We start from the raw sequence: 20,422 nt of genomic DNA on the forward strand, positions 1-20,422 counted from the left end.
GACATGGCATTCGAAATTTCACTGGCAGGCAAAACGGCCGTCATCACCGGATCGAACTCGGGCATCGGGCTGGGCATCGCATATGAGCTGGCGCGGGCGGGTGCGGATGTCGTGCTGAACTCTTTCACCGACAGTGAGGAGGATCATGCGCTGGCGGCCAAGCTGGCTGCGGAGACGGGCGTGACCGCAAGGTACATCCAGGCCGATATGTCCAGGGGCGATCAGTGCCGCCGCCTCATCGAGGACGCCGGATCCTGCGATATCCTGGTGAACAATGCCGGTATCCAGCACGTGGCGCCGATCCCCGACTTTCCGGCGGAAAAATGGGACGCGATCATCGCCATCAACATGAGCTCGGCCTTTCACACCACAGCCGCGGCCCTGCCAAAGATGCGGGCTGCCGGCTGGGGGCGGGTGATCAACATCGCCTCCGCGCACGGGTTGACGGCCTCGCCCTACAAGGCGGCGTATATCGCGGCCAAACACGGGGTTGTCGGGCTGACCAAGACAACCGCGCTGGAAACCGCGCAGGAGCCGATCACCGCCAACGCGATCTGCCCGGGATACGTGCTGACCACGATCGTCGAAAAGCAGATCCCCGACACGATGAAGGAATACGACATGTCGCGGGAAGAGGTGATCGAGAAGGTCATGCTGACCCGGCAGCCCTCGAAGGAGTTCGCCACCGTGGAGCAGATGGGCGGCACCGCGACTTTCCTGTGCTCGGATGCCGCGGCCCAGATCACCGGTACCACCATCAGCGTCGATGGCGGCTGGACTGCGCTATAAGAACTTCTTTGCCTCCGGCGGGGATATTTCCAAACCAGAGAAATCGTGAGTGGAAGGACATCACATGGCGGTCAAGCGGATCAACCTGGCCCTGCAGGGCGGCGGCGCGCATGGTGCCTTCACATGGGGGGTGCTGGACCGGCTGTTGTGCGAAGAAGACATCCACATCGCCGCCATCTCCGGCACCTCTGCCGGCACGCTGAACGGGGCCGCGCTCAAATCCGGCATGATCGATGGCGGACGGCAGGGCGCGCGCGACCGGCTGGACTGGCTGTGGCGCGAGGTTGGCGCGCGGCCCGAGATGCGCCTGCCGGAATGGATGGTGCCGTTCTCGCTGTCCGACTTCAGCCAGGCGCTTGAGTATTCATGGCCGGTCATCGCCGCGGACGCGTGGTCGCGCGCGGTGTCGCCCTATAGCTACGGGCCGTTTTATCGCAACCCGCTGCGCGAAATCGTCGAGCAGTTCGATCTTGATGCCGTGCATGAGGAGGGCGGCAAGGGCCCCTGTCTGTTCATTTGCGCCACCCGCGTGCGCAACGGCAAGGTGCGGGTGTTCAAGGACAGCGAGATCAGCACGAATGCCATTCTCGCCTCCGCCTGTCTGCCGACGATCTTTCAGGCCGTCGAGGTCGAGGATGCGGAGACCGGTCTGAAAGAGGCATTTTGGGACGGCGGCTATACCGGTAATCCGGCGCTCTTTCCGCTGTTCAACCCCGCGCTGCCCGATGACATCCTGATCATCAACATCAACCCGCTGGAACGCACCGGGATCCCGCGCACCGCGCAGGCCATCCAGAACCGGATCAACGAGATCAGCTTCAATTCCTCGCTGCTGCGTGAATTGCGCGCCATCGAATTCGTGCAGCGGCTGCTGGCAAAGGGCGCGCTGTCGACCGAGCAGAAGAGCCGCGTTCTGGTGCATATGATCGCGGATGATGCGTTGATGAACGAGCTGTCGGTCGCCACAAAACTGGTACCGACGCCCTTCACGCTGTCACGGCTGAAGGAGGCGGGCCAGAAAGCGGCGGATGCCTTTATCACGCACCATAAATCAGACCTCAACACCCGCAGTTCGGTCGATCTGGTGGAGATGTTCCAGTAGCGTCAGGCGGCATTTTCCTTTGGCGGCCGCGTCGGATCCTTGCCGTTGGGATAGACAAGACCCGCCGAGATCACCAGTTTGGCCGCGTCTTCCACCGTCATCTCCAGTTCGATGATGTCATCCGCGGGGAAAAACAGCAGGAATCCGGATGTCGGGTTTGGCGTGGTGGGCACAAAGATACTGACCATCGGATCGGCGTTGTTCGCGCGGGCGGCGATTTCGCCCTTGGTGCCGGTCGAGATGAAGCCGATCGCCCAGATGCCGCGGCGCGGGTACTCGATCAGGCAGGCTTTCTCGAACGACCGCTCGGACTGGGCAAATACCGTCTCCGAGATCTGCTTGATCCCGGAGTAGATCGTGCGCACGACGGGGGTACGCTCGACAAGGCTTTCGCCGTAGCGGATCAGGGACCGTCCGATGATGCCCTTGGCCATCCACCCGACGATCACGGTGAAGACCAGGAAGATCACCACGCCGATGCCGCGGATGTTGATCTGGATCTCCGGATCAAGGCCCAACCAGTCCTGCAGCACCCGGTCGGGCTGGTACGAGCCCGGCACCAGCGGCAGGACGAACCCGTCGATCCATCCGACGACGGACCAGATCAGCCAGATCGTCAGCCCGACGGGCGCGATCACGACAAGCCCGGTCAGAAAGGACGCGCGCAAACGGGCAAAAAGGCTTCGGCGGGTGAGCGGTGGCTCGGGATCAAACGGCGTATTCATAACATTTCTCAGACTGGTTAGCTGTAGTTAGGCGCTTTGGGAGAGCTTCACAATGGGCGTCCGATGCCAAAGGGCTCAACTTCACGCAAGGCGTGACATACCGTTCAATTCAGAGGCAATCGCGGCGGCCAGCCGGGCATTGTTGCGCACCAGCGCGATATTGGCCGTCAGCGACCGTCCTTCGGTCAGCTCAAAGATCCGTTGCAGCAAGTAGGGTGTCACCGCCTTTCCCCGGATACCATGCGCATCTGCATCCGACTGGGCCTGCGCAATGATCGGGGCAAGCGTCTCTGCCGATATCTCGTCTTCCTGCGGAATGGGGTTGGCCACCAGCTGGCCGCCGGGCAGGCCCAGCAGGCCGCGCATGTGATGCGCCCGGGCAATGCTGCCCGCGCTGTCCATCCGCAGCGGCGCCTTCAGGGGGGATGCGGCGCTCCAGAACGCCGGGAAACTGTCCTGCCCCACCGCGATCACCGGCACACCCTGTGTTTCGAGCACTTCCAGCGTCTTGTCGACATCCAGTATCGCCTTGGCACCAGCAGCCACGACAGTCACCGGGGTTTGCGCCAGCTCCATCAGGTCGGCGGAAATGTCGAAACTGTCCTCCGCGCCCCGGTGCACCCCGCCGATACCGCCCGTGGCAAAGACCCGGATGCCCGCCGCATGGGCCGCGATCATGGTGGCGGCGACGGTTGTCGCCCCGGTCCCGCCGGTGGCCATGCACGCCGCAAGATCCGCGCGCGACAGTTTGGCGACCGATTTGGCCTGCGCAAGTTTTTCAAGCTGGCCGTCCTCCAGCCCGATGTGCAGGCTGCCCGCGATCACTGCGATGGTGGCAGGTGTCACACCCAGCGCGCGCAGTTCGTTTTCGACCTCGCGGGCGACGTCGAGGTTTTGCGGATAGGGCATGCCATGGGTGATGATGGTGGATTCAAGCGCCACAACGGGCCGGCCGGAGGATTTGGCGGCGGCCACTTCGGTGGATAGGATCAGGGGCAGGGCGGTCATAGGGCGGTTTCTCCGGACACGTAGGTTGCGGCGGCCTGCAGGGCGCGGCTCAGGGCTTCTCCGGCGGGGGCACCGCCGGCGTCGGCGGCGATATGCGCTGCCATAAAGGTATCACCGGCACCGGTCACCCGCGTCACCAGCACCTGCGGGGGCGTCAGGGTCATCAGGCCATCTGGGCGGCCTTCGGTGGCATCCGCGCCGCCATCGGTGACCAGCACCCGCGCCGCCCCGCGTTTCAGCAAACCTTCGGCTGCGGCGCGCGAGCTGTCAAAGCGCGTCTGGCACAGCAGGCCCGCCTCTTCGAGGTTGACATAGAGGGTTCCGCGCCCGGCCTGCAGAAAGGGGGCCAGACGCTCGGCCTTTCCGGGCGAGGCGGGGGCCACGCGCAGGTCGGCCTGCGCCAGCAGCGGGCTGCGCGCGATATCGCCGAGCAGGTTGAGTGTCAGGTTGCCATCCAGTGCCACCAGCCCCCTGTAGGGCGCCTCGGCGGTCGCAAGGCGACCGTCGGACAGGGCCGCCAGTATCTTGGACCCGGCAGCTTCGAGCGAATGCGCATCGGCGATCGCGGCAATCAGGCCGTTTGCACCTTCAACGGCCATGTAAATGTCGGTCGGCAGATCATCGGACCGGTAGATTGTGTCGGTGATCATGCCGCGCGCGGCGCAGGCCGCGATCAGTTCGTCACCTTCGGCATCCCGGCCTATCGCCGTCAGCAGCGCGGGCGTCAGGTCAAATCGCGCAAGGGTCATGGCGATGTTCATCGCCACGCCGCCGGGCAGGCGCGTGATCCGCCCCGGCACGTCAGACCCCTGACGCATCGCGCTGGCCGAGCGCCCGATCACGTCCCAGAGGACAGACCCAATGCATAAAATATCCGGTGTCGCCGTCATGACAGCCTTGTGACCGGGAACGGCTGGGGGTTCAAGAGGCCCGGCGGCGGATTATTCCGGCACCGCAAAGGTCAGCGCCGCCCAGAGCGTTTCCCAGACAGGCGCTTTCTCGGAGCTGCCTGCCTGAGGGCTTGCGCGCAACACAACGGCGTCAAAAAGGTAGCTATGCCCGGGTGTCACGGGCACCACCGCCACCCCATCCTGGTCCGTGCGGGTCAGCGACACCGCGACAGTCCCGTCGGCACCCTTGTCAAAGACCTCGACCTGCGCGTCCCGCCTGGGCAGGCCCTGGTAAGTCACCCGCACCCGCATGTTTCCGTCGAACTGCGGATCATAGGGGTTGGTCAGCGCCACAAACTCCGTCGCCAGGCCAAACGCCCGGTCTTGTCCCGACCCATCCCCGACAGCCATCAGGGCCTTGGCATGCCGGGTGTAGCTTTCGCGGAAGCCTTCCTTTGGCCAACCGGCGGCGGTGTGCGCGGCCGCGGCAGTGGGAAAATCCTTATGCTCGGCAAAGGCCAGAAACTTTTCCCACTCCTTGTACGTAAGGTTGGAAGGGGTGGTCTCGTGCAGCACGATCAACAGCCCGTCGCCGGGCGCGATGGCCTGCAGTGCGGGTGTGTCGCCCATCCGACCTTCCACGGGCGTCAGCGTCTCTCCCGTGGCCAATTCAAACCGAGTGAAGCGATTGTCAAACCATGCAAGAGAAATACCTTCGAAATTCTGCCCATTCCGCAAGGTGGCGGTCATTGATGCCCCCGGTTCCACCTGATAGCTCTCAGGTTCAATCCAGAACTCATGGCCAAAGCCCGGCTGACCGGACAACAATAGAACAGCGATCAGAAAACGCGAGAACATGATGATACCACAGATGACGACCTTTCTTTCCAAGCTGTTACTTTTGGCGGCATTGTCAACCGCTTCCATCCTTCAGGCCGTCCCGTCCGCCCGCGCCCATGAACTGGTGCCGACCATCGCGGACCTCTTCGTGGAGGACGGCGCAACCGTCACGCTGGATTTTCGCATTAATCTGGAGGCGTTTCTGGCCGGCGTCGACCTCGATGCGGTTGATAACACCGACGATGACGCGGCCGGTGTTGCCTATTCAGTTTTGCGTGATCTGTCCGCGGACGCCCTGCAGGCCCGGGTGCCCGAGCTGCTTGCGGCATGGAACAGGGTCCCGCTTGCAGGGGCCGGGGTGCCGCTGGAATTCAGCATCGTACAGGTCGACATCCCCGACGGCATCGACATTGAACTGCCGCGCATTTCGCTCCTGACGCTCTCCGCGCCACTGCCGCAGGATGCAGCGGCGATCACGGTCACCTGGCCGGACGGGGCCGGCGCGCTGGTGTTGCGGCAGCAGGGCGTGCCAGAACCCTTCACCGGGTATCTCGCAGGGGGCGACACCAGCCCGCCGATTGCCCTTGGCGGGGGCGGGGCCCAGACGGCGACAGAGGCGTTTCTCGGTTATATCCCGGTTGGCTTCGATCATATCCTGCCCAAGGGGCTCGATCATATCCTGTTTGTCCTGGGGCTTTTCTTTCTCAGCACGCGGCTGCGCCCGCTGGTCTGGCAGATCAGCGCGTTCACCCTCGCGCACACGGTGACGCTGGCCCTGGGCGCTCTGGGGCTGGTGAGCATCAATCCGGCGATCGTGGAGCCGCTGATTGCCGCCTCGATCGTCTTTGTCGCGGTGGAAAATATCTTCACCTCCGGCCTCAACCCGTGGCGGCCCGTGGTGATCTTTCTCTTCGGCCTGCTGCACGGGCTCGGGTTTGCGTCCGTGCTGGGGGAGTTTGGCTTGCCCGAGGGGCAATTCATTCCCGCGCTGATCGGCTTCAACATCGGGGTGGAACTGGGGCAGCTGACAGTGATCGCCATCGCCTTTGCGCTGGTGGGGTGGTTTGCGCGCCAGCAGTGGTACCGCGCCCGGATCGCGATCCCCGCTTCCTGCGCGATCGCGGCCGTAGGGGCCTATTGGTTCGTCGAACGGGTCTTTCTCTAGCCGTCTAACCCATGGCCGCGATCAGATCGGCCAGCGCGTCGCCGGGGGCCTCGGTGGCCCATATCTCCTCGCCGATGCCGAAAAAATCGGTATGCGGGGCGAGCGTGGCAACCATCGCGGCGTCCAGCGCGCCCTCGGCGACAACCGGAACCTCGATCACTTCGGACCACCACTGGAACAGGTCCAGCCCGGCAAAGCTGCCATCGCCGAGGCCGGAGGGCTGCACGGGCCCGAAGCTGACGTAATCCGCACCCGCTTCGCCCGCGCTCATGCCGTCGTGGCGCGAGGCGCCACAGAAGCTGCCGACGATCGCGTCGTCTCCCAGCGCCTTGCGGGTGTCGCGCACCGAACGGGCCGCGTCCGTCAGATGGACCCCGTCGAGCCCCAGCCGGTCCGACAGCAGCGTGTGATCGCTCAGGACGAGGGCAACATCGCGGGCATGTGTGACCTCGCGCAGCGCATCCGCGGCGCGCGCCAGCCGGTCCTCGTCCCGCGTGGCGAGGCTGAGCCGGACGCAGGCCACCGCGTGGGCGTCCAGAACCGAGGCCAGAAGATCGGGGAAACTGCTCAACTCGAACTCCGGCGGGGTGATCAGGTAGAGTTGCGGTTGTTCTGGCGTGTCCATGGTGTGGTCCTTCGAAGATAGTGCCCCGACCAGTAGCGCAAGCGCCGGTGAATGGAAACTTTTATGCCTTCGGCGAGGATATTTATGAACCGAAGAAACGCGGTGTGTTGCGGCGGCGCCGGTCGCGACGTAAGAGGCGGGTATGACAGACCCCGTTGAACAGCCCGGCACCCCCGCTTTCGTTCTGGTGCGTCCCCAGATGGGAGAGAACATCGGGGCTGCGGCCCGCGCGATGTGGAATTTCGGCCTCGACCGGATGCGGCTTGTGGCGCCGCGCGATGGCTGGCCGAACCCGAATGCCACCGCGATGGCCAGCGGGGCTGGGCGTTTGCTGGACGCGGCGCGCCTCAGCCCCGATCTGCCGGATGCCATTCGTGACTGCACTTATGTCTTTGCGACCACGGCGCGGGCGCGCGATCTGACCAAGCCCGTGGTCAGCCCCGAAGCCGCGATGCGGATGGCCGCCGGCAGGATTGCAGAGGGCCAGCGCGTCGCGGTGCTTTTCGGGCCGGAAAGGGCGGGGTTGGAGAATGACGATATCGCGCGCGCCAATGCGATCATCTCGGTACCGGTCAACCCGGCTTTTGCCTCCCTCAACCTTGCGCAATGCGTGCTGCTGGTGGGCTATGAATGGAGGCGGGCGGTCGGCGCGGTGACGCCTGCGACCACCGAGATGGCCGGGACCGACTGGGCCGAGGCGGTCGAGGTTGAACATCTGGCCAATCACTACCAGGACCGGCTGGAGGAGGCGGGCTTCTTCTTTCCCGATCACAAGGCGCACTCGATGCGTATCAACCTGCGCAACATGTGGAGCCGCATGCCCCTGACCCGGGCGGATGTGCAGATGCTGCACGGGGTGATGCGCCAGATCGTCCGCTGGAAAACACGCGACGACTAGACGCGCTGGACCTGCAGGCGCAGGCGGCATAGGTATGCATCGCGAAGCAAGACAAGGACAACGGGATGAGCGGCAAGCGCAAGCTCTTCGAAGAGGTCGGTAGCGCGGAGACCACGCGCCCCGCCGCCCGGCCGGGGGGGATCGATCAGGGCCATGGCGGGGCGCGCGGCGCGATCCGGCGCTGGCTCATGGCTCTGTTCGCACTGGTGGTCCTGATGATCGCCGTCGGCGGGCTGACGCGGCTGACCGACAGCGGCCTAAGCATCACCGAATGGCGCCCGATCACCGGCGCCCTGCCGCCGCTGAATGCGGCCGCGTGGGAGATGGAATTCGCCAAGTATCAGGCGATTGATGAGTTTAGTATACAGAACCAGTGGATGCAGTTGGATGACTTCAAGGTCATCTACTGGTGGGAGTGGGGCCATCGTCAACTGGGCCGGGTCGTCGGGCTGGTATGGGCGCTTGGCTTTGTCTGGTTCGCGGTGCGCCGTCAGATCCCCTCGGGCTGGACGCCGAAGCTGCTTCTGCTGGGCGCTCTCGGTGGTGCCCAGGGGGCGATTGGCTGGTGGATGGTCGCTTCCGGCGTGACGCAGGGCGAGGCCATCACGGATGTGGCCAGTTACCGGCTGGCGACCCATCTCGGGCTGGCTTTTGTCATCCTCGGTGTCATCACCTGGTACATCCTGGAACTGGGGCGCACGGCGCGCGACCTGATGCAGGCACGCCGCACAAGGGAAGCCCGGCACTGGCGCCTGTCGACGGGGCTGCTGCACTTTACCTTCCTGCAAATCCTTCTGGGCGCGCTGGTGGCCGGCATCGATGCCGGGCGCAGTTACACCGACTGGCCCCTGATGGGCGGTCAGGTCTTTCCCGCCAGCGCCTTCGTGCTGGAGCCGGCCTGGCGTAATTTCTTCGAGAGCCCGGGTCTGGTGCAGTTCATTCACCGGGTCAGCGGCTATCTCCTGGCGGGCTTCGCGGTGATCGTCTGGCTGCGCGGTCGCACATCCGCGCATCAGACCACCCGCTTCGCCTTCAACGCCGTGATCGCCGCCACGGCCCTGCAAATCGCCATCGGCGTTGTCACCGTGCTCTACGGCGCGCCGGTGCATATCGCCTTGCTGCACCAGCTTCTGGCCGTTGTTCTCTGGGTGCTGATCCTGCGCGCCCGGTTCCTGAGCGGCTACCCCATCGCCACATCATTAAGAGGAAATTCTGCATGAACGCCTTCGACGCCCTCATGGCCCATGCCCGCGAAACACAAGCACTGGCGCAGGTGGCCGGGCGGCTGGGCTGGGATCAGGAAACCATGATGCCCCGCGGGGCCGCCCCCCAGCGCGGCGAGGAAATGGCGGCGATGGAGGCGGTGCTGCACGCCCGTCGTGTCGATGCCCGCGTGGCCGACTGGCTGGCGGAGCTGGAGGGCACCGATCTCGATGCCCCGGCCGCCGCGCAATTGCGTCACATCCGCCGCAGCCATACGCGCGCCAGCAAGGTGCCCGCCGCGCTGGCCGCCCGGATCGCCCGCGTGACCTCGCAAGCGCAGGGCACCTGGGCCGACGCCCGCGGCAGCGACGACTTTTCCGCCTTTGCCCCGACGCTGGAAGAGGTGATCGCGCTGAAACGCGAGGAAGGGCAGGCATTGGCCAATGGCGGGGACGTCTATGACGCCATGCTGTCGGATTATGAACCCGGCACCACCGGCGCCGAACTGGAAGCGATGTTCGGTGCGTTGCGTCCCGAACTCTCCGCGCTCAGGGCCGCCGTGCGCGACGCCAAGGCGCCGCCAACCCTCAAAGGCACCTTCGATGAGGCCGCGCAGATGAAACTGACGCGCAAGCTGGCCCGGGCCTTCGGGTACGACATGACCCATGGCCGCGTGGACAAGGCCGTGCATCCTTTCAGCTCCGGGTCCGGGCTCGACGTGCGGATCACCACCCGCACCAACCCCGATGATCCCTTCAACTGCTTCTATTCGACGATCCACGAGGTCGGCCACGCTGCCTATGAACAGAACATCAGCCGCGACTATCTGCTCACCCCGCTGGGTGAGGGGGTGTCCATGGGCGTGCATGAAAGCCAGAGCCGGATCTACGAAAACCAGATCGGGCGCAGCCGCGCCTTCACCGGGTGGCTTTTCGGGCAGATGAAAGACACCTTCGGCGATTTCGGGATCGCGGATGAAGACTCCTTCTACGCCTGCGTGAACCGGGTCTCCGACGGCTATATCCGCACCGAGGCCGACGAGCTGCAGTATAACCTGCATGTCCTGCTGCGCTTCGATCTGGAACGCGCGCTCATGGCGGATGACTTGCAGGTCGCCGATCTGGAAGCCGCGTGGAACGACCGCTTCGAGGCGGATTTCGGCTACCCGGTGGACAAGCCGTCCAACGGCGTGCTGCAGGACGTGCACTGGTCCGTCGGATTGTTCGGGTATTTCCCGACCTACAGCCTTGGCAATGTCTACGCGGGCTGCCTGCACGAAGCCATGCGCAGCGCCCTGCCGGAACTCGACAGTCAGCTGGCCCGGGGCGACACTTCGGCGGCCACCGGCTGGCTGCGCGACAACGTGCAATCCCACGGCGGCCTTTATGAGCCACGCGAGGTCATCGCGCGCGCCCGCGGCGCGGAACCCTCCGAAGCCCCGCTGCTGGCCTATCTGAAGGAAAAATTCACCGGCATCTACGGGCTCTGACCGCCGCTGCCCGAGCCTGCGGCAATCCCGGTCAGGCGACCCTCCCACGCCCAGGCCCCGGTCGCAAGCACGGATGCAGTGTGTTGATCGTCCGAGGCGTCGCCGCATTGCTGGCCAATTGGCACCTCTTCCCTTGATATGGGTCAAACACACCAAGGCGCCAGGACGCTACGCTGTGCTGCGAAACGCAACGGAGTGGACGGCGGCATGGCAGAGGCATCGGACGACGTGGCAAAGACCCTGGGGCTCGGACCGGCCGGTCCGCGCGTGCCGGCCTGGGTCAAATACGGTGCGGCCCTGCTGGTGCTCGCGGGTGGCCTTCTGGCATGGGCCACGCTGGGGGGAAAAGACGGCGCGGTGCAATACGTCACCGCCAGGGCGACAACCGCCGACCTGCGCGTCACGGTCACCGCCACCGGGACAATAGAGCCCACGAACCTGGTCGAGATATCAAGCGAACTCTCGGGCACGATGGGCAAGGTGCACGTGGATTTCAACGACAAGGTGTCGAGGGGCAGCATCCTGGCGGAACTCGATACCGCCAAGCTCAACGCGCAGGTCGCGGTCAGCAAGGCTGCCCTCGACAGCCGCATCGCCCGGGTCGCGATGGCCCGCGCCACCCTTGAGGACGCCCGCGAGAAATTCGAAAATGCCCAGCAACTTGAGGCCCGGGGCGTGACCGCACATCAGACCCTGGTGACCCAGCAGGCGAATTTCACCCGCGCAACCGCCGAACTGCAATCGGCGCTCGCGGATCAGAGCCTCGCCGAGGCAGAACTCGATCTGTATCAGACGGAGCTCGACAAGGCCTGCATCTGTTCGCCCATCGACGGCATCGTGCTGGACCGCGCCATCGACGAGGGGCAGATCGTGGCGGCAACGCTGCAGGCACCGGTGCTGTTCACCGTGGCCGAAGACCTCAGCAAGATGGAGCTTCAGGTCGACATCGACGAGGCCGACATCGGACGCACGGCGGTGGGTAACCGCGCTGATTTCACGGTAGAGGCTTACGACGAGCGGGTCTTTCCCGCCGAGATTTCCGAGATCAGGTTTGCGCCCAGGACAGTGGACGGCGTGGTAACCTACAAGGCGCTCCTGACCATCGACAACGCGGACCTGGCCCTGCGCCCGGGCATGACCGCGACCGCCGACATTACCGTTGCCGAGATCGCCGATGCGCTGACCGTCCCCAATGCCGCCCTGCGGTATGTCCCGCCGCGTGAGCCGGAGGCGGAAGAGGACGACCGAAGCGGCCTGCTGGGCATGCTCATCCCGCAGGATTTCGAGGAGGCCGCACGCGCCGACAACCGAACGCTCTGGGTGCTGCGCGATGGCGCGCCGACCGAGATCGCGGTACGCCCCGGGGCCACCGACGGGCGCCGGACGCAGATCCTCGACGGAGACCTCGCACCCGGTGATCTGGTCATCACGGAGCGCATCGATGACTGACGCGGCGACCCGGCGCCTCCCGCTCATCCACCTGCGCGGCATTTCGCGTGTCTATGGCCACGGCGAGGCGGAGGTGCGCGCGCTTGACGGCATTGATCTGGACATTGACGAGGGCGATTTCGTCGCGATCATGGGGCCCAGCGGGTCCGGCAAATCGACAGCGATGAACGTCATCGGCTGTCTTGATGCGCCGACCGCCGGACAGTACCGGTTCAACGGGGTTGAGGTGGCAGGGCTGAGCCGGGATCTGCGGGCGCTCCTGCGGAGGCATTATCTCGGCTTCGTTTTTCAGGGCTACAACCTGCTTGCCCGCACCACGGCGTTGCATAACGTGGAACTGCCGCTGATTTACAAGGGAATGGGCCGCGCCGAACGCCACGCCGCCGCGATCGAGGCGCTGGCCAAGGTGGGGCTGGAACACCGCGCGCATCATGACCCCTCCGAGCTGTCGGGCGGTCAGCAGCAGCGTGTCGCCATCGCCCGCGCTCTGGCGGGCAACCCGCAGGTGGTGCTGGCCGATGAGCCGACCGGCAACCTCGACACCAAGCTGTCGCGCGAGATCATGGAGGTGCTCAGGGATCTGAATGAAACCGACGGGCTGACCATCGTCATGGTCACCCACGAGGCCGAGATGGCCCGCTATGCCCGGCGCCTGATCTGGATGGTCGACGGGCGGATCGAGCGCGATACGCCGACAGAGGAGGCGGCCTGACATGCTGTGGGAAACCATCAGGCTGGCGATACAGGCCATCTTTCGCAATGCGCTGCGGTCCTTTCTGACGGTGCTGGGCATCGTCATCGGCGTGGGTGCCGTGATTGCCATGGTGACGGTCGGGCAGGGGTCGACGGAACAGGTGACCGCCGATGTGGAAAAGCTGGGCAGCAACCTTCTGATGATCCTGCCCGGCGAGGACGCGATGGAGGGCGGCCCCGCCGGCACGGCGACACCGATGTTCGACCTGCGCATAAACGATTTGCTGCAAGAACAGCTGGCACTAATCGACGTCTCCGCCCCGATGAGCATGTCGCGCGGCCGTGTTGTCTTTGGCAACGAAAACCGGCGGACGGATATCGTCGGCACCGACAACCGCTATTTCACGGCCGCCGGCTGGGAGATCGCGCGTGGCCGGCTCTTCGATACGGCGGAGCTGAAATCCGGCAAACCTGTCTGCGTTATCGGGGAAACCGTGCGCAAGGATCTTTTCGGCACCGCCGATCCGCTGGGCGAGGTGATCCGCATCCGCAAACTGTCCTGCGAGGTGATCGGTCTGCTGAAATCCAAGGGCGCGTCGACCTTCGGCAACGATCAGGACGATTTCGTGATCATGCCGTTACGCACCTTTCAGCGGCGCGTATCGGGCAACACGGACGTCAACCTGATGTTCGCCGCCGTGCGTGACGGCGTGCCCACCGAACGCGCCGTGCGCGAGGTCGAGGTCGTGCTGCGTGACCTGCGGCGGATCGGTCGCGGCGAGGATGACGATTTCACCGTGATGGACATGAAACAGATCGCCTCGATGCTGTCGGGGATCACCGGCGTGCTGACCGGTCTGCTCTCCGCCGTGGCCGCCGTGAGCCTGTTGGTGGGCGGGATCGGGATCATGAACATCATGCTGGTATCGGTGACCGAGCGCACACGCGAAATCGGCATCAGGCTGGCGATCGGGGCGCAGGCGCGGCAGGTGCTGATGCAGTTTCTCGTAGAGGCGATCATCCTGTCGCTGTTTGGCGGGCTGATCGGAATCGCCGCGGGGCTGAGCCTGGGATATCTTGGTGCCAGCCTGCTTGCGATCCCGTTCCGGCCCGACGCCGGGGTGGTCCTGATCGCCTTCGCCTTTTCCGCGGCGGTTGGCGTGATCTTCGGCTATTTCCCGGCCCGCCGCGCCGCCCGCATGAACCCCATCGACGCGCTGCGCCACGAATAGATGAGCCTGCCCCCCGGACCGGCATCGGAAACGGGCCCGCTCACTCCGCGCGCCCGGTCCGACAGATGCTGCCCCGGCTGCCGACCCCGCCCTCGACACCAACAACCTTACCCCCGGAGCTGCTTGAAAACCCGCGGATCGACGCGCGCCGCCGCCAGGATCCCGGCCCATAGCACACCCTGAACAGGGCGAACATCTTGTCCTCCACCTGCTGCTGGAAGGCCATGTAGTCCGCGCCGCGCGCCGCGGGCGGTCGATCCGCTCATGGGGCGACGCTGCTCCAATCGGTCCAGACGACCATTTCGCCCGCCTGTTTCTGTTTGCGGCCCAAATCGTGGGCCGGGTCCTTCAGCGATCTGAACGAGATGAAAAAGCCCGGCGGCGTGACCCCGGGTGCTTCGCTCCAGATCGCGTCGATCTCTCCTGTCGGATAGAACCAGTGGTTTGACCGGGTGCCTCCGGCGGCTTCCACGTCGCCTTCGAACCCCAAAAACAGGCTGAAACGGGCAATGGAGGCAGGCAGCGCCTGTATCTCCCTGAACCAGTCTGCGCAGCCCGCGGGCAACAGGGTGTCGAGCGTCCCGCGTGCACCGATACTGGATGTCACGACGTCCGACCGGAAGTCTTCGCCGTCCGATGTGCGCACCCCGGTGACCTTGCCGTTCCTGGGCAGAAGCCGCTCAACCCGCACGCCGGCGCGGGCCGCGCCACCGGCCTGCGTGATCGTCGGAACCAGATGGTCGGCAAAAGCCCTGCCGCCGCCCAACCGATACCACGCGCCACTTTCCAGACAAGAGCCGCAGATCAGCGCGTGCATCGCAAAGCTGGCCTTAAGGGGCGGCCGCCATGATCCCCCCATTGCGCGGTAGGGGCCGCGGCAAGCTCCGGGTTCCGGGTGATGCCGTCGACCACTTCCTGCGTGGTGCGGGCGCACCATTTGTCGATGGCGCGGTGGTTCCCCCAGTCGATCATATGGCCGACAAGGTCAGGCGCGGCACGGGTCGGAAACAGCCGTTACATCGTGTCCCGCCTCTCACGCAGTGCGGCCACCCATGCCTTGACCGCGTCGGCCTCATCGGCAAAGCGATCCCGTCAGATCGCGTGCCTGCGCCTCATAGGGGCGCGACGGCGCAAGCGGCAGCGCGTCCGCGAGATGCAGGGTGTCATAGACAGCCCCCATGCGGGGGCCGATGACAAGGGCATCCCATGTCCGCGATTTCCCTTCCTTCATGGCGCGCTCCTCCCCGGTGTGCGTTCCGACATGCCCGGCGGGCCGCCGGGAAAGGATGCTTTCCGCGCCACGATGACGGAGGATGTGACCGGCCCGGGGAGGCCCCTCACCGGCAGGACATCAGGCTGCCGTTGTGAAGGCTGACGGAATGTCCCAGCCTTCGGTGATTTTCCCTGCGACGATGCGCCAGACAACCGCGACATCAAGGGCAATCGGCGCCCCGTCGAACGTCAGGGTGTCGCGGGCGTGAACCACCACCAGTTCATCACCAAAAGGCGTCGCGGAAATCGGCGCTACCCTGAACGTGCCGCCGGTTTTTGCGGCAATGATCCCGAAGAAGTTTCTGAGCCCGTCAACGCCGGCGTAGTCTCCCGCAACATCCGGCAGTTTAGGGTTGAAATAGTGCCAGACAAAATCATCCGAAAACAGGTGTGCCGAGGCGCTCACGTCGCGCACATCGAGCTTTGACAGCAAGGTGAGGTTTGGGTGGTCTTGCGTCATCTTGGCCCTTTGTCGATCCCGCCATCAAAGGCATGGTGACGCGATGATAGGGCTGTTGCCTGCCGCTCTCCTTGATTTGGGTCAACGACTTGCAAGAGGGCCGTCGCAGGTCAGGGTCCGGCTGGCATCTCCTGAGCGCTGGCCTCCGACACATGTCGGCAGATTGGCGTTTCGGATCGCCCTGCCGGCGTTAACCCGTTCCTGGCAAACCCGACCGTCCGTTGCGTTAACCCGGCACGCGGTGCCGGATCGGTGCACAGGTGGTGTACAGGCTGTGCACGGGCGGTGCCGCGTGATTTGCACTGATTTTAAGGCGTTAACCTGCGATTCGCCCGGATCGCTCCCACGCTGCCACCGCGCGTTGCCAGATATCGCGGCTCAGGTCTCGGCGGCGTCCACCTCCGCGTCGCCCTGATCCGCGATCCAGGCCACGCTCACGACCTCTTCGCCCTTGCCGGTGTCAAAGACTTTCACCCCGCCCGCAGACCGGGACCGGAAGGAAATGCCTTCGACCGGCACCCGGATCGACTGGCCCTTGGACGTGGCCAGCATGATCTGATCATCCATTTCCACAGGGAAGGAGGCGACGAGCGCGCCGCCGCGCATCGCCTTGTCCATCGCCTGAACCCCCATGCCGCCGCGTCCCCGCACCGGGTAATCGTGGCTTGAGCTGAGCTTGCCGGAACCGCTGGACGTCAGCGTCAGGATCAGGTTTTCCGCCGCCGACATCTCGGCATAACGCTGTTGGCTGATGGTGGCATTGGCGTCGGTGCCTTCTTCTTCGACCGCCTCCGCGTCATCCGCCAGACCGGCCATCGCGCGGCGCATCTTGAGGTAGGCCGCCCGTTCGTCCGGGCTGGCATCGAAATGGCGGATGACCGACATCGACACGACCTTATCTTCGCCGGTCAGCCGGACGCCCCGCACCCCTACGGAACTGCGTGAATTGAACACCCGCACATCGGTCGAGGGGAAGCGGATCGCACGACCGGACGCCGTCACCAGCATCACGTCATCATCGGGAGAGGCAATCCGTGCGTTGATCAGTGTGGTCTGTGCATGTTCATCCTCGAACTTCATCGCAATCTTGCCGTTGGATTTCACATTTGTGAAGTCGCTCAAGGCGTTACGGCGCACAGTTCCGGCAGAGGTGGCAAAGACGATCTGCAGTTCCGACCAGTCTTTCTCGTCCCGGTCAATCGGCAGGATCGCCGCGATGGAGACGCCCGTGGGGATCGGCAGGATGTTGACGATCGCCTTGCCCTTGGAGGTGCGCCCACCCTGCGGCAGACGCCATGTCTTGAGCTTGTAGGCCATGCCGTCCGTGGTGAAGAACAACAGCTGCGTATGCGTGTTGGCGACAAAGAGGGTCGTGACCACGTCCTCTTCTTTCGTCTGCATGCCTGCCAGCCCCTTGCCACCGCGGCGCTGGCTGCGGAAATCGGCCAGAGGCGTGCGCTTGATGTAGCCGCCGCTTGTCACCGTCACAACCATGTCTTCGCGCGCGATGAGGTCTTCATCCTCCATGTCGCCTGACCAGTCGACAATCTCGGTGCGGCGCGGCACGGCGAAGAGATCGCGCACCTCGCGCAACTCATCCGCGATGATCCCCATGATCCGCTCACGCGAGCCGAGAATTTCAAGGTATTCCTTGATCTTACCGGCCAGTTCTTCGAGCTCGTCAGTGACTTCCTTCACCCCGATCTGGGTGAGCCGCTGGAGGCGCAGTTCCAGAATGGCACGGGCTTGCGTCTCGCTCAGGTTGTAGGTGCCATCGTCATTGGCAGTGTGGGTGGGGTCGTCGATCAGCGCGATGTAGGGCAGGATGTCCTGCGCGGGCCAGCGGCGGGTCATCAGCTTCTCGCGCGCTTCCGCCGCATCCGCCGATGCACGAATGCTGGCGACAATTTCGTCGATATTCGTAACCGCCACGGCCAGACCGCACAACACATGGCTGCGTTCACGCGCCTTGCGCAGCAGATAGGCCGTGCGCCGCGCCACCACATCTTCGCGGAAGTCTATGAAATACGTGAGGAATTTGCGCAGCGTAAGCTGTTCCGGCCGACCACCGTTCAGCGCCAGCATGTTGCAGCCGAAGTACGTCTGCATCGGGGTGAACCGGTAAAGCTGGTTCATCACCACCTCTGCCGTTGCATCGCGTTTCAGTTCGACCACAACGCGCACGCCGTTGCGGTCGGATTCGTCCTGAACATGGGCGATGCCTTCGATCTTCTTCTCGCGCACCTGCTCCGCGATCTTCTCGATCATCGTGGCCTTGTTCACCTGATAGGGGATCTCGTCGACGATGATGGCCCAACGATCCTTGCGGATTTCCTCCACACGGGTTTTCGCACGGATGATGACGCTGCCGCGGCCCTCCAGATAGGCTTTGCGCGCGCCGGTACGGCCCAGCATGATGCCACCGGTGGGAAAGTCCGGGCCGGGGACATAGTCGATCAGCTGCTCGGACGTCAGATCCGGCTCGTCGATCAGGGCGAGCGTCGCGTTAACCACTTCGCCAAGGTTATGTGGTGGAATATTCGTGGCCATCCCGACGGCGATACCACCCGCGCCATTGACCAGCATGTTGGGGAAGCGGGCGGGGAGCACGGTCGGCTCCTGCTGCTTGCCATCGTAATTGTCCTGAAAATCGACCGTGTCCTTGTCGATATCCGCCAGCAGATAGGCGGCGGGCTTATCCATCCGCACCTCGGTATAGCGCATCGCGGCGGGGTTATCACCGTCCATCGAGCCGAAATTGCCCTGACCATCCAGCAGCGGCAGTGACATCGAGAAATCCTGCGCCATCCGCACCAATGCGTCGTAAATCGCGGAATCTCCGTGCGGGTGATACTGGCCCATCACATCACCCACCGGACGGGCGGATTTGCGATACGCCTTGTCGTGGGTGTTGCCGGTTTCATGCATCGCAAAAAGGATGCGGCGGTGCACGGGCTTCAGACCATCACGCAGATCCGGGATCGCGCGGCTGACGATGACGGACATCGCGTAATCGAGATACGACGTGCGCATCTCGTGTTCGATGGTGACTGACGGGCCGTCGTATTCCGGACGTTCCGGTGTTATTTCATCATCGTTATCAGGGGGTTGTGGTGTGTCGCTCACGTGGTCTGCCCGTTTTTGCCGCAGGGTCTATATATTGTGGAATGACCATATCAGAGGGTGCATATAAGGTGCAATCCCTCACAGTTAACACATTTGGCAGCCAGCAAATTCAAGTGATAGTATGTTGTTTTCATTGAAAAGTAATTTCGACGTGGCATTCTGGTGGTGAGAAGCAGTCAAGAGGTTCAAAATGCCCAACTCAGAAACGGAATTGATGCTGAAAGGTTACGGCCTGACGACAGCGGAATTCTTTTACCACATGCCGGACTATACCCATGTTCTGAACACCTTCGTCTGGCAGGAGTACGATATTGCGCCCGATCATCCCAAGCTCTTTGAATTCGTTGAATTCTGGCAGTCGGAAATCGAAGGGCCCCTGCACTCCGTGCGGTTCACGCACCGCAAGCTGATTGGCCCCGGGGAATGGCGCAACGTGCGGGGCGAATTCGCCCTGCACTGACTGCGAAACGGTCAGGCAGAACAGCTCGCGCCGCCCAGAACGCAGAACTTCGCGCAATGCGGATGGTTGAGCGAGACGTCCTTTTCGGCCTGCTCAAGCGTGGCGCCCAGTTCGAACTCAGGTGTGTAGGGCAAGAGCGTGCAGGCCAGCACGACCGGGGAGATATCGCCCTTGCGTTTCACCACCATGCGCGACGATGCACACATCAGCGCGTCGGGCGATTTGTTCAGTATTCCCCAACAGCCGGTGGTGATCTCTGGCACCTCGACAGTCTCGTCCATTTCCGGAAAAAGAACTGTCATTCCGGGATCTTGCGCATCGATGTCAAAGCCGTGCCTGGCGAAAAAAGCGGCGTAGCCCTGCCGACTTTCCCGGTCGTTTTCGGCCATGATCGACCGTCCGGCAACGGCCATCCGGATACCATGGTCGCGCAACCACTTCATGCCGGTCAAAGTCTTCTCAAAAGCGCCTTCGCCACGCTCCGCGTCATGCAAAAGGGGGTCGTGATGATCAACCGATACCCGCAAGGTCAGCTTGCCCGGGTAGGTTTCGTTCAGCGCCACCAACCCTTTCTGCATCTCGCTCCGCATCATCGGTCGCATGGCATTGGTCAGGATCAGCACCTCATAGCCCCGCGCCAGCGACCGCTCCGCCATTTCAATCATCTCGGGGTTCATGAAAGGCTCCCCACCGGTAAAGGCAATTTCCGAGATCGGCCAGTTTCGGTCGTCGATCTGGTTGAGATAATCCGTCACCTCATCCGCGCTGATATACACCAGCCGGTCATTGGTCGGACTGCTTTCGATGTAACAGTTGAGGCAGGCGATGTTGCACAGTGTGCCCGTGTTGAACCACAGGGTCTTGGGGGAAGAAAGGCTTACCGTCGCCCGCGCATCGCCCTTGGCAGTGACGGCAGGGTCCAGAAACTTTCCTGCGTTGGCCTGTGCGAGGTCTTTCATGGGCGAGGACGTCCTTTGTTCCGAATTTAGGTGAATG

Annotated in this window: 20 protein-coding genes; 10 read left to right on the forward strand and 10 right to left on the reverse strand. The window is 63.8% G+C overall.

The features are described from left to right. The first annotated feature begins 15 nt into the window (after positions 1-15). Both KX928_RS13735 and KX928_RS13740 read left to right on the forward strand, forming a co-directional pair. Positions 16-789 (forward strand): 3-hydroxybutyrate dehydrogenase, encoded by a 774-nt coding sequence (locus KX928_RS13735; protein ID WP_219503857.1) that lies wholly within the window; start codon positions 16-18, stop codon positions 787-789. Positions 790-853: 64 nt separating this feature from the next. After that, positions 854-1,891: a patatin-like phospholipase family protein gene (locus KX928_RS13740; RefSeq protein WP_219503509.1), complete on the forward strand. Its 1,038-nt coding sequence runs from the start codon at positions 854-856 to the stop codon at positions 1,889-1,891. Positions 1,892-1,893: 2 nt separating this feature from the next. On the opposite strand, the gene KX928_RS13745 is transcribed toward KX928_RS13740, so the two are convergent. From KX928_RS13745 to KX928_RS13760, 4 genes are all read right to left on the reverse strand, one after another. After that, positions 1,894-2,616: a DUF502 domain-containing protein gene (locus KX928_RS13745; RefSeq protein ID WP_219503512.1), complete on the reverse strand. Its 723-nt coding sequence runs from the start codon at positions 2,614-2,616 to the stop codon at positions 1,894-1,896. Between the two features lie 81 nt (positions 2,617-2,697). Beyond that, a complete protein-coding gene (locus KX928_RS13750) occupies positions 2,698-3,624 on the reverse strand; it encodes a pseudouridine-5'-phosphate glycosidase (RefSeq protein WP_219503514.1) in 927 nt (308 codons plus the stop codon). Continuing rightward, a complete protein-coding gene (locus KX928_RS13755) occupies positions 3,621-4,514 on the reverse strand; it encodes a PfkB family carbohydrate kinase (protein WP_219503518.1) in 894 nt (297 codons plus the stop codon). The genes KX928_RS13750 and KX928_RS13755 overlap by 4 nt, the downstream gene beginning before the upstream one ends. A 51-nt stretch (positions 4,515-4,565) precedes the next feature. After that, positions 4,566-5,372, reverse strand: a complete 807-nt coding sequence (locus tag KX928_RS13760; protein ID WP_219503522.1) for a DUF4198 domain-containing protein — start codon at positions 5,370-5,372, stop codon at positions 4,566-4,568. A gap of 13 nt (positions 5,373-5,385) precedes the next feature. Between KX928_RS13760 and KX928_RS13765 the strand changes: the two genes are divergently transcribed. Then, entirely contained in the window at positions 5,386-6,519 is a 1,134-nt protein-coding gene (locus KX928_RS13765) for a HupE/UreJ family protein (RefSeq protein ID WP_219503525.1), read from the forward strand. Between the two features lie 4 nt (positions 6,520-6,523). Here KX928_RS13765 and KX928_RS13770 read toward each other — a convergent pair whose 3' ends face one another. After that, positions 6,524-7,144, reverse strand: a complete 621-nt coding sequence (locus KX928_RS13770; RefSeq protein ID WP_219503527.1) for a thiamine phosphate synthase — start codon at positions 7,142-7,144, stop codon at positions 6,524-6,526. 142 nt (positions 7,145-7,286) lie between these two features. Here KX928_RS13770 and KX928_RS13775 point away from each other — a divergent pair, with 142 nt between their 5' ends. The 6 genes from KX928_RS13775 to KX928_RS13800 all read left to right on the forward strand — a co-directional run bounded on the left by KX928_RS13775 (position 7,287) and on the right by KX928_RS13800 (position 14,108). Continuing rightward, on the forward strand, positions 7,287-8,042 hold the full coding sequence (locus tag KX928_RS13775; protein ID WP_219503529.1) for an RNA methyltransferase: 756 nt from the start codon (positions 7,287-7,289) through the stop codon (positions 8,040-8,042). 65 nt (positions 8,043-8,107) lie between these two features. Then, positions 8,108-9,262 carry a heme A synthase gene (gene ctaA, locus KX928_RS13780; RefSeq protein WP_219503533.1) on the forward strand — a complete coding sequence of 385 codons (1,155 nt, stop codon included), beginning with the start codon at positions 8,108-8,110 and terminating at the stop codon, positions 9,260-9,262. Further along, the gene (locus KX928_RS13785; protein WP_219503536.1) at positions 9,259-10,734 is read left to right on the forward strand and encodes a carboxypeptidase M32; all 1,476 of its coding nucleotides are present in this window, start codon (positions 9,259-9,261) and stop codon (positions 10,732-10,734) included. Before ctaA ends, KX928_RS13785 begins: the two co-directional genes overlap by 4 nt. A 207-nt stretch (positions 10,735-10,941) precedes the next feature. After that, positions 10,942-12,183 (forward strand): efflux RND transporter periplasmic adaptor subunit, encoded by a 1,242-nt coding sequence (locus KX928_RS13790; RefSeq protein ID WP_219503539.1) that lies wholly within the window; start codon positions 10,942-10,944, stop codon positions 12,181-12,183. Continuing rightward, a complete protein-coding gene (locus tag KX928_RS13795) occupies positions 12,176-12,895 on the forward strand; it encodes an ABC transporter ATP-binding protein (RefSeq protein ID WP_219503541.1) in 720 nt (239 codons plus the stop codon). The genes KX928_RS13790 and KX928_RS13795 overlap by 8 nt, the downstream gene beginning before the upstream one ends. A 1-nt stretch (position 12,896) precedes the next feature. After that, positions 12,897-14,108, forward strand: a complete 1,212-nt coding sequence (locus tag KX928_RS13800; protein ID WP_219503546.1) for an ABC transporter permease — start codon at positions 12,897-12,899, stop codon at positions 14,106-14,108. A gap of 262 nt (positions 14,109-14,370) precedes the next feature. Here KX928_RS13800 and KX928_RS13805 read toward each other — a convergent pair whose 3' ends face one another. The 4 genes from KX928_RS13805 to gyrA all read right to left on the reverse strand — a co-directional run bounded on the left by KX928_RS13805 (position 14,371) and on the right by gyrA (position 18,966). Beyond that, positions 14,371-14,925, reverse strand: coding sequence for a phytoene desaturase family protein (locus tag KX928_RS13805; RefSeq protein WP_219503548.1), 555 nt, complete (start codon positions 14,923-14,925; stop codon positions 14,371-14,373). A gap of 255 nt (positions 14,926-15,180) precedes the next feature. Then, entirely contained in the window at positions 15,181-15,339 is a 159-nt protein-coding gene (locus KX928_RS13810; protein ID WP_219503549.1) for a hypothetical protein, read from the reverse strand. Between the two features lie 120 nt (positions 15,340-15,459). Then, positions 15,460-15,840, reverse strand: coding sequence for a nuclear transport factor 2 family protein (locus KX928_RS13815; RefSeq protein WP_219503551.1), 381 nt, complete (start codon positions 15,838-15,840; stop codon positions 15,460-15,462). Positions 15,841-16,218: 378 nt separating this feature from the next. Beyond that, on the reverse strand, positions 16,219-18,966 hold the full coding sequence (gyrA, locus tag KX928_RS13820; RefSeq protein WP_219503553.1) for a DNA gyrase subunit A: 2,748 nt from the start codon (positions 18,964-18,966) through the stop codon (positions 16,219-16,221). A gap of 190 nt (positions 18,967-19,156) precedes the next feature. Here gyrA and KX928_RS13825 point away from each other — a divergent pair, with 190 nt between their 5' ends. Beyond that, entirely contained in the window at positions 19,157-19,426 is a 270-nt protein-coding gene (locus tag KX928_RS13825; RefSeq protein WP_219503554.1) for an usg protein, read from the forward strand. An 11-nt stretch (positions 19,427-19,437) separates the two neighbouring features. Here KX928_RS13825 and KX928_RS13830 read toward each other — a convergent pair whose 3' ends face one another. Further along, the gene (locus KX928_RS13830; protein WP_219503555.1) at positions 19,438-20,385 is read right to left on the reverse strand and encodes a radical SAM protein; all 948 of its coding nucleotides are present in this window, start codon (positions 20,383-20,385) and stop codon (positions 19,438-19,440) included. Positions 20,386-20,422: the final 37 nt, after the last annotated feature.

The sequence above is a fragment of the Roseobacter insulae genome (genome assembly GCF_019375555.1).
In the GTDB taxonomy this organism is placed as follows: domain Bacteria; phylum Pseudomonadota; class Alphaproteobacteria; order Rhodobacterales; family Rhodobacteraceae; genus Roseobacter; species Roseobacter insulae.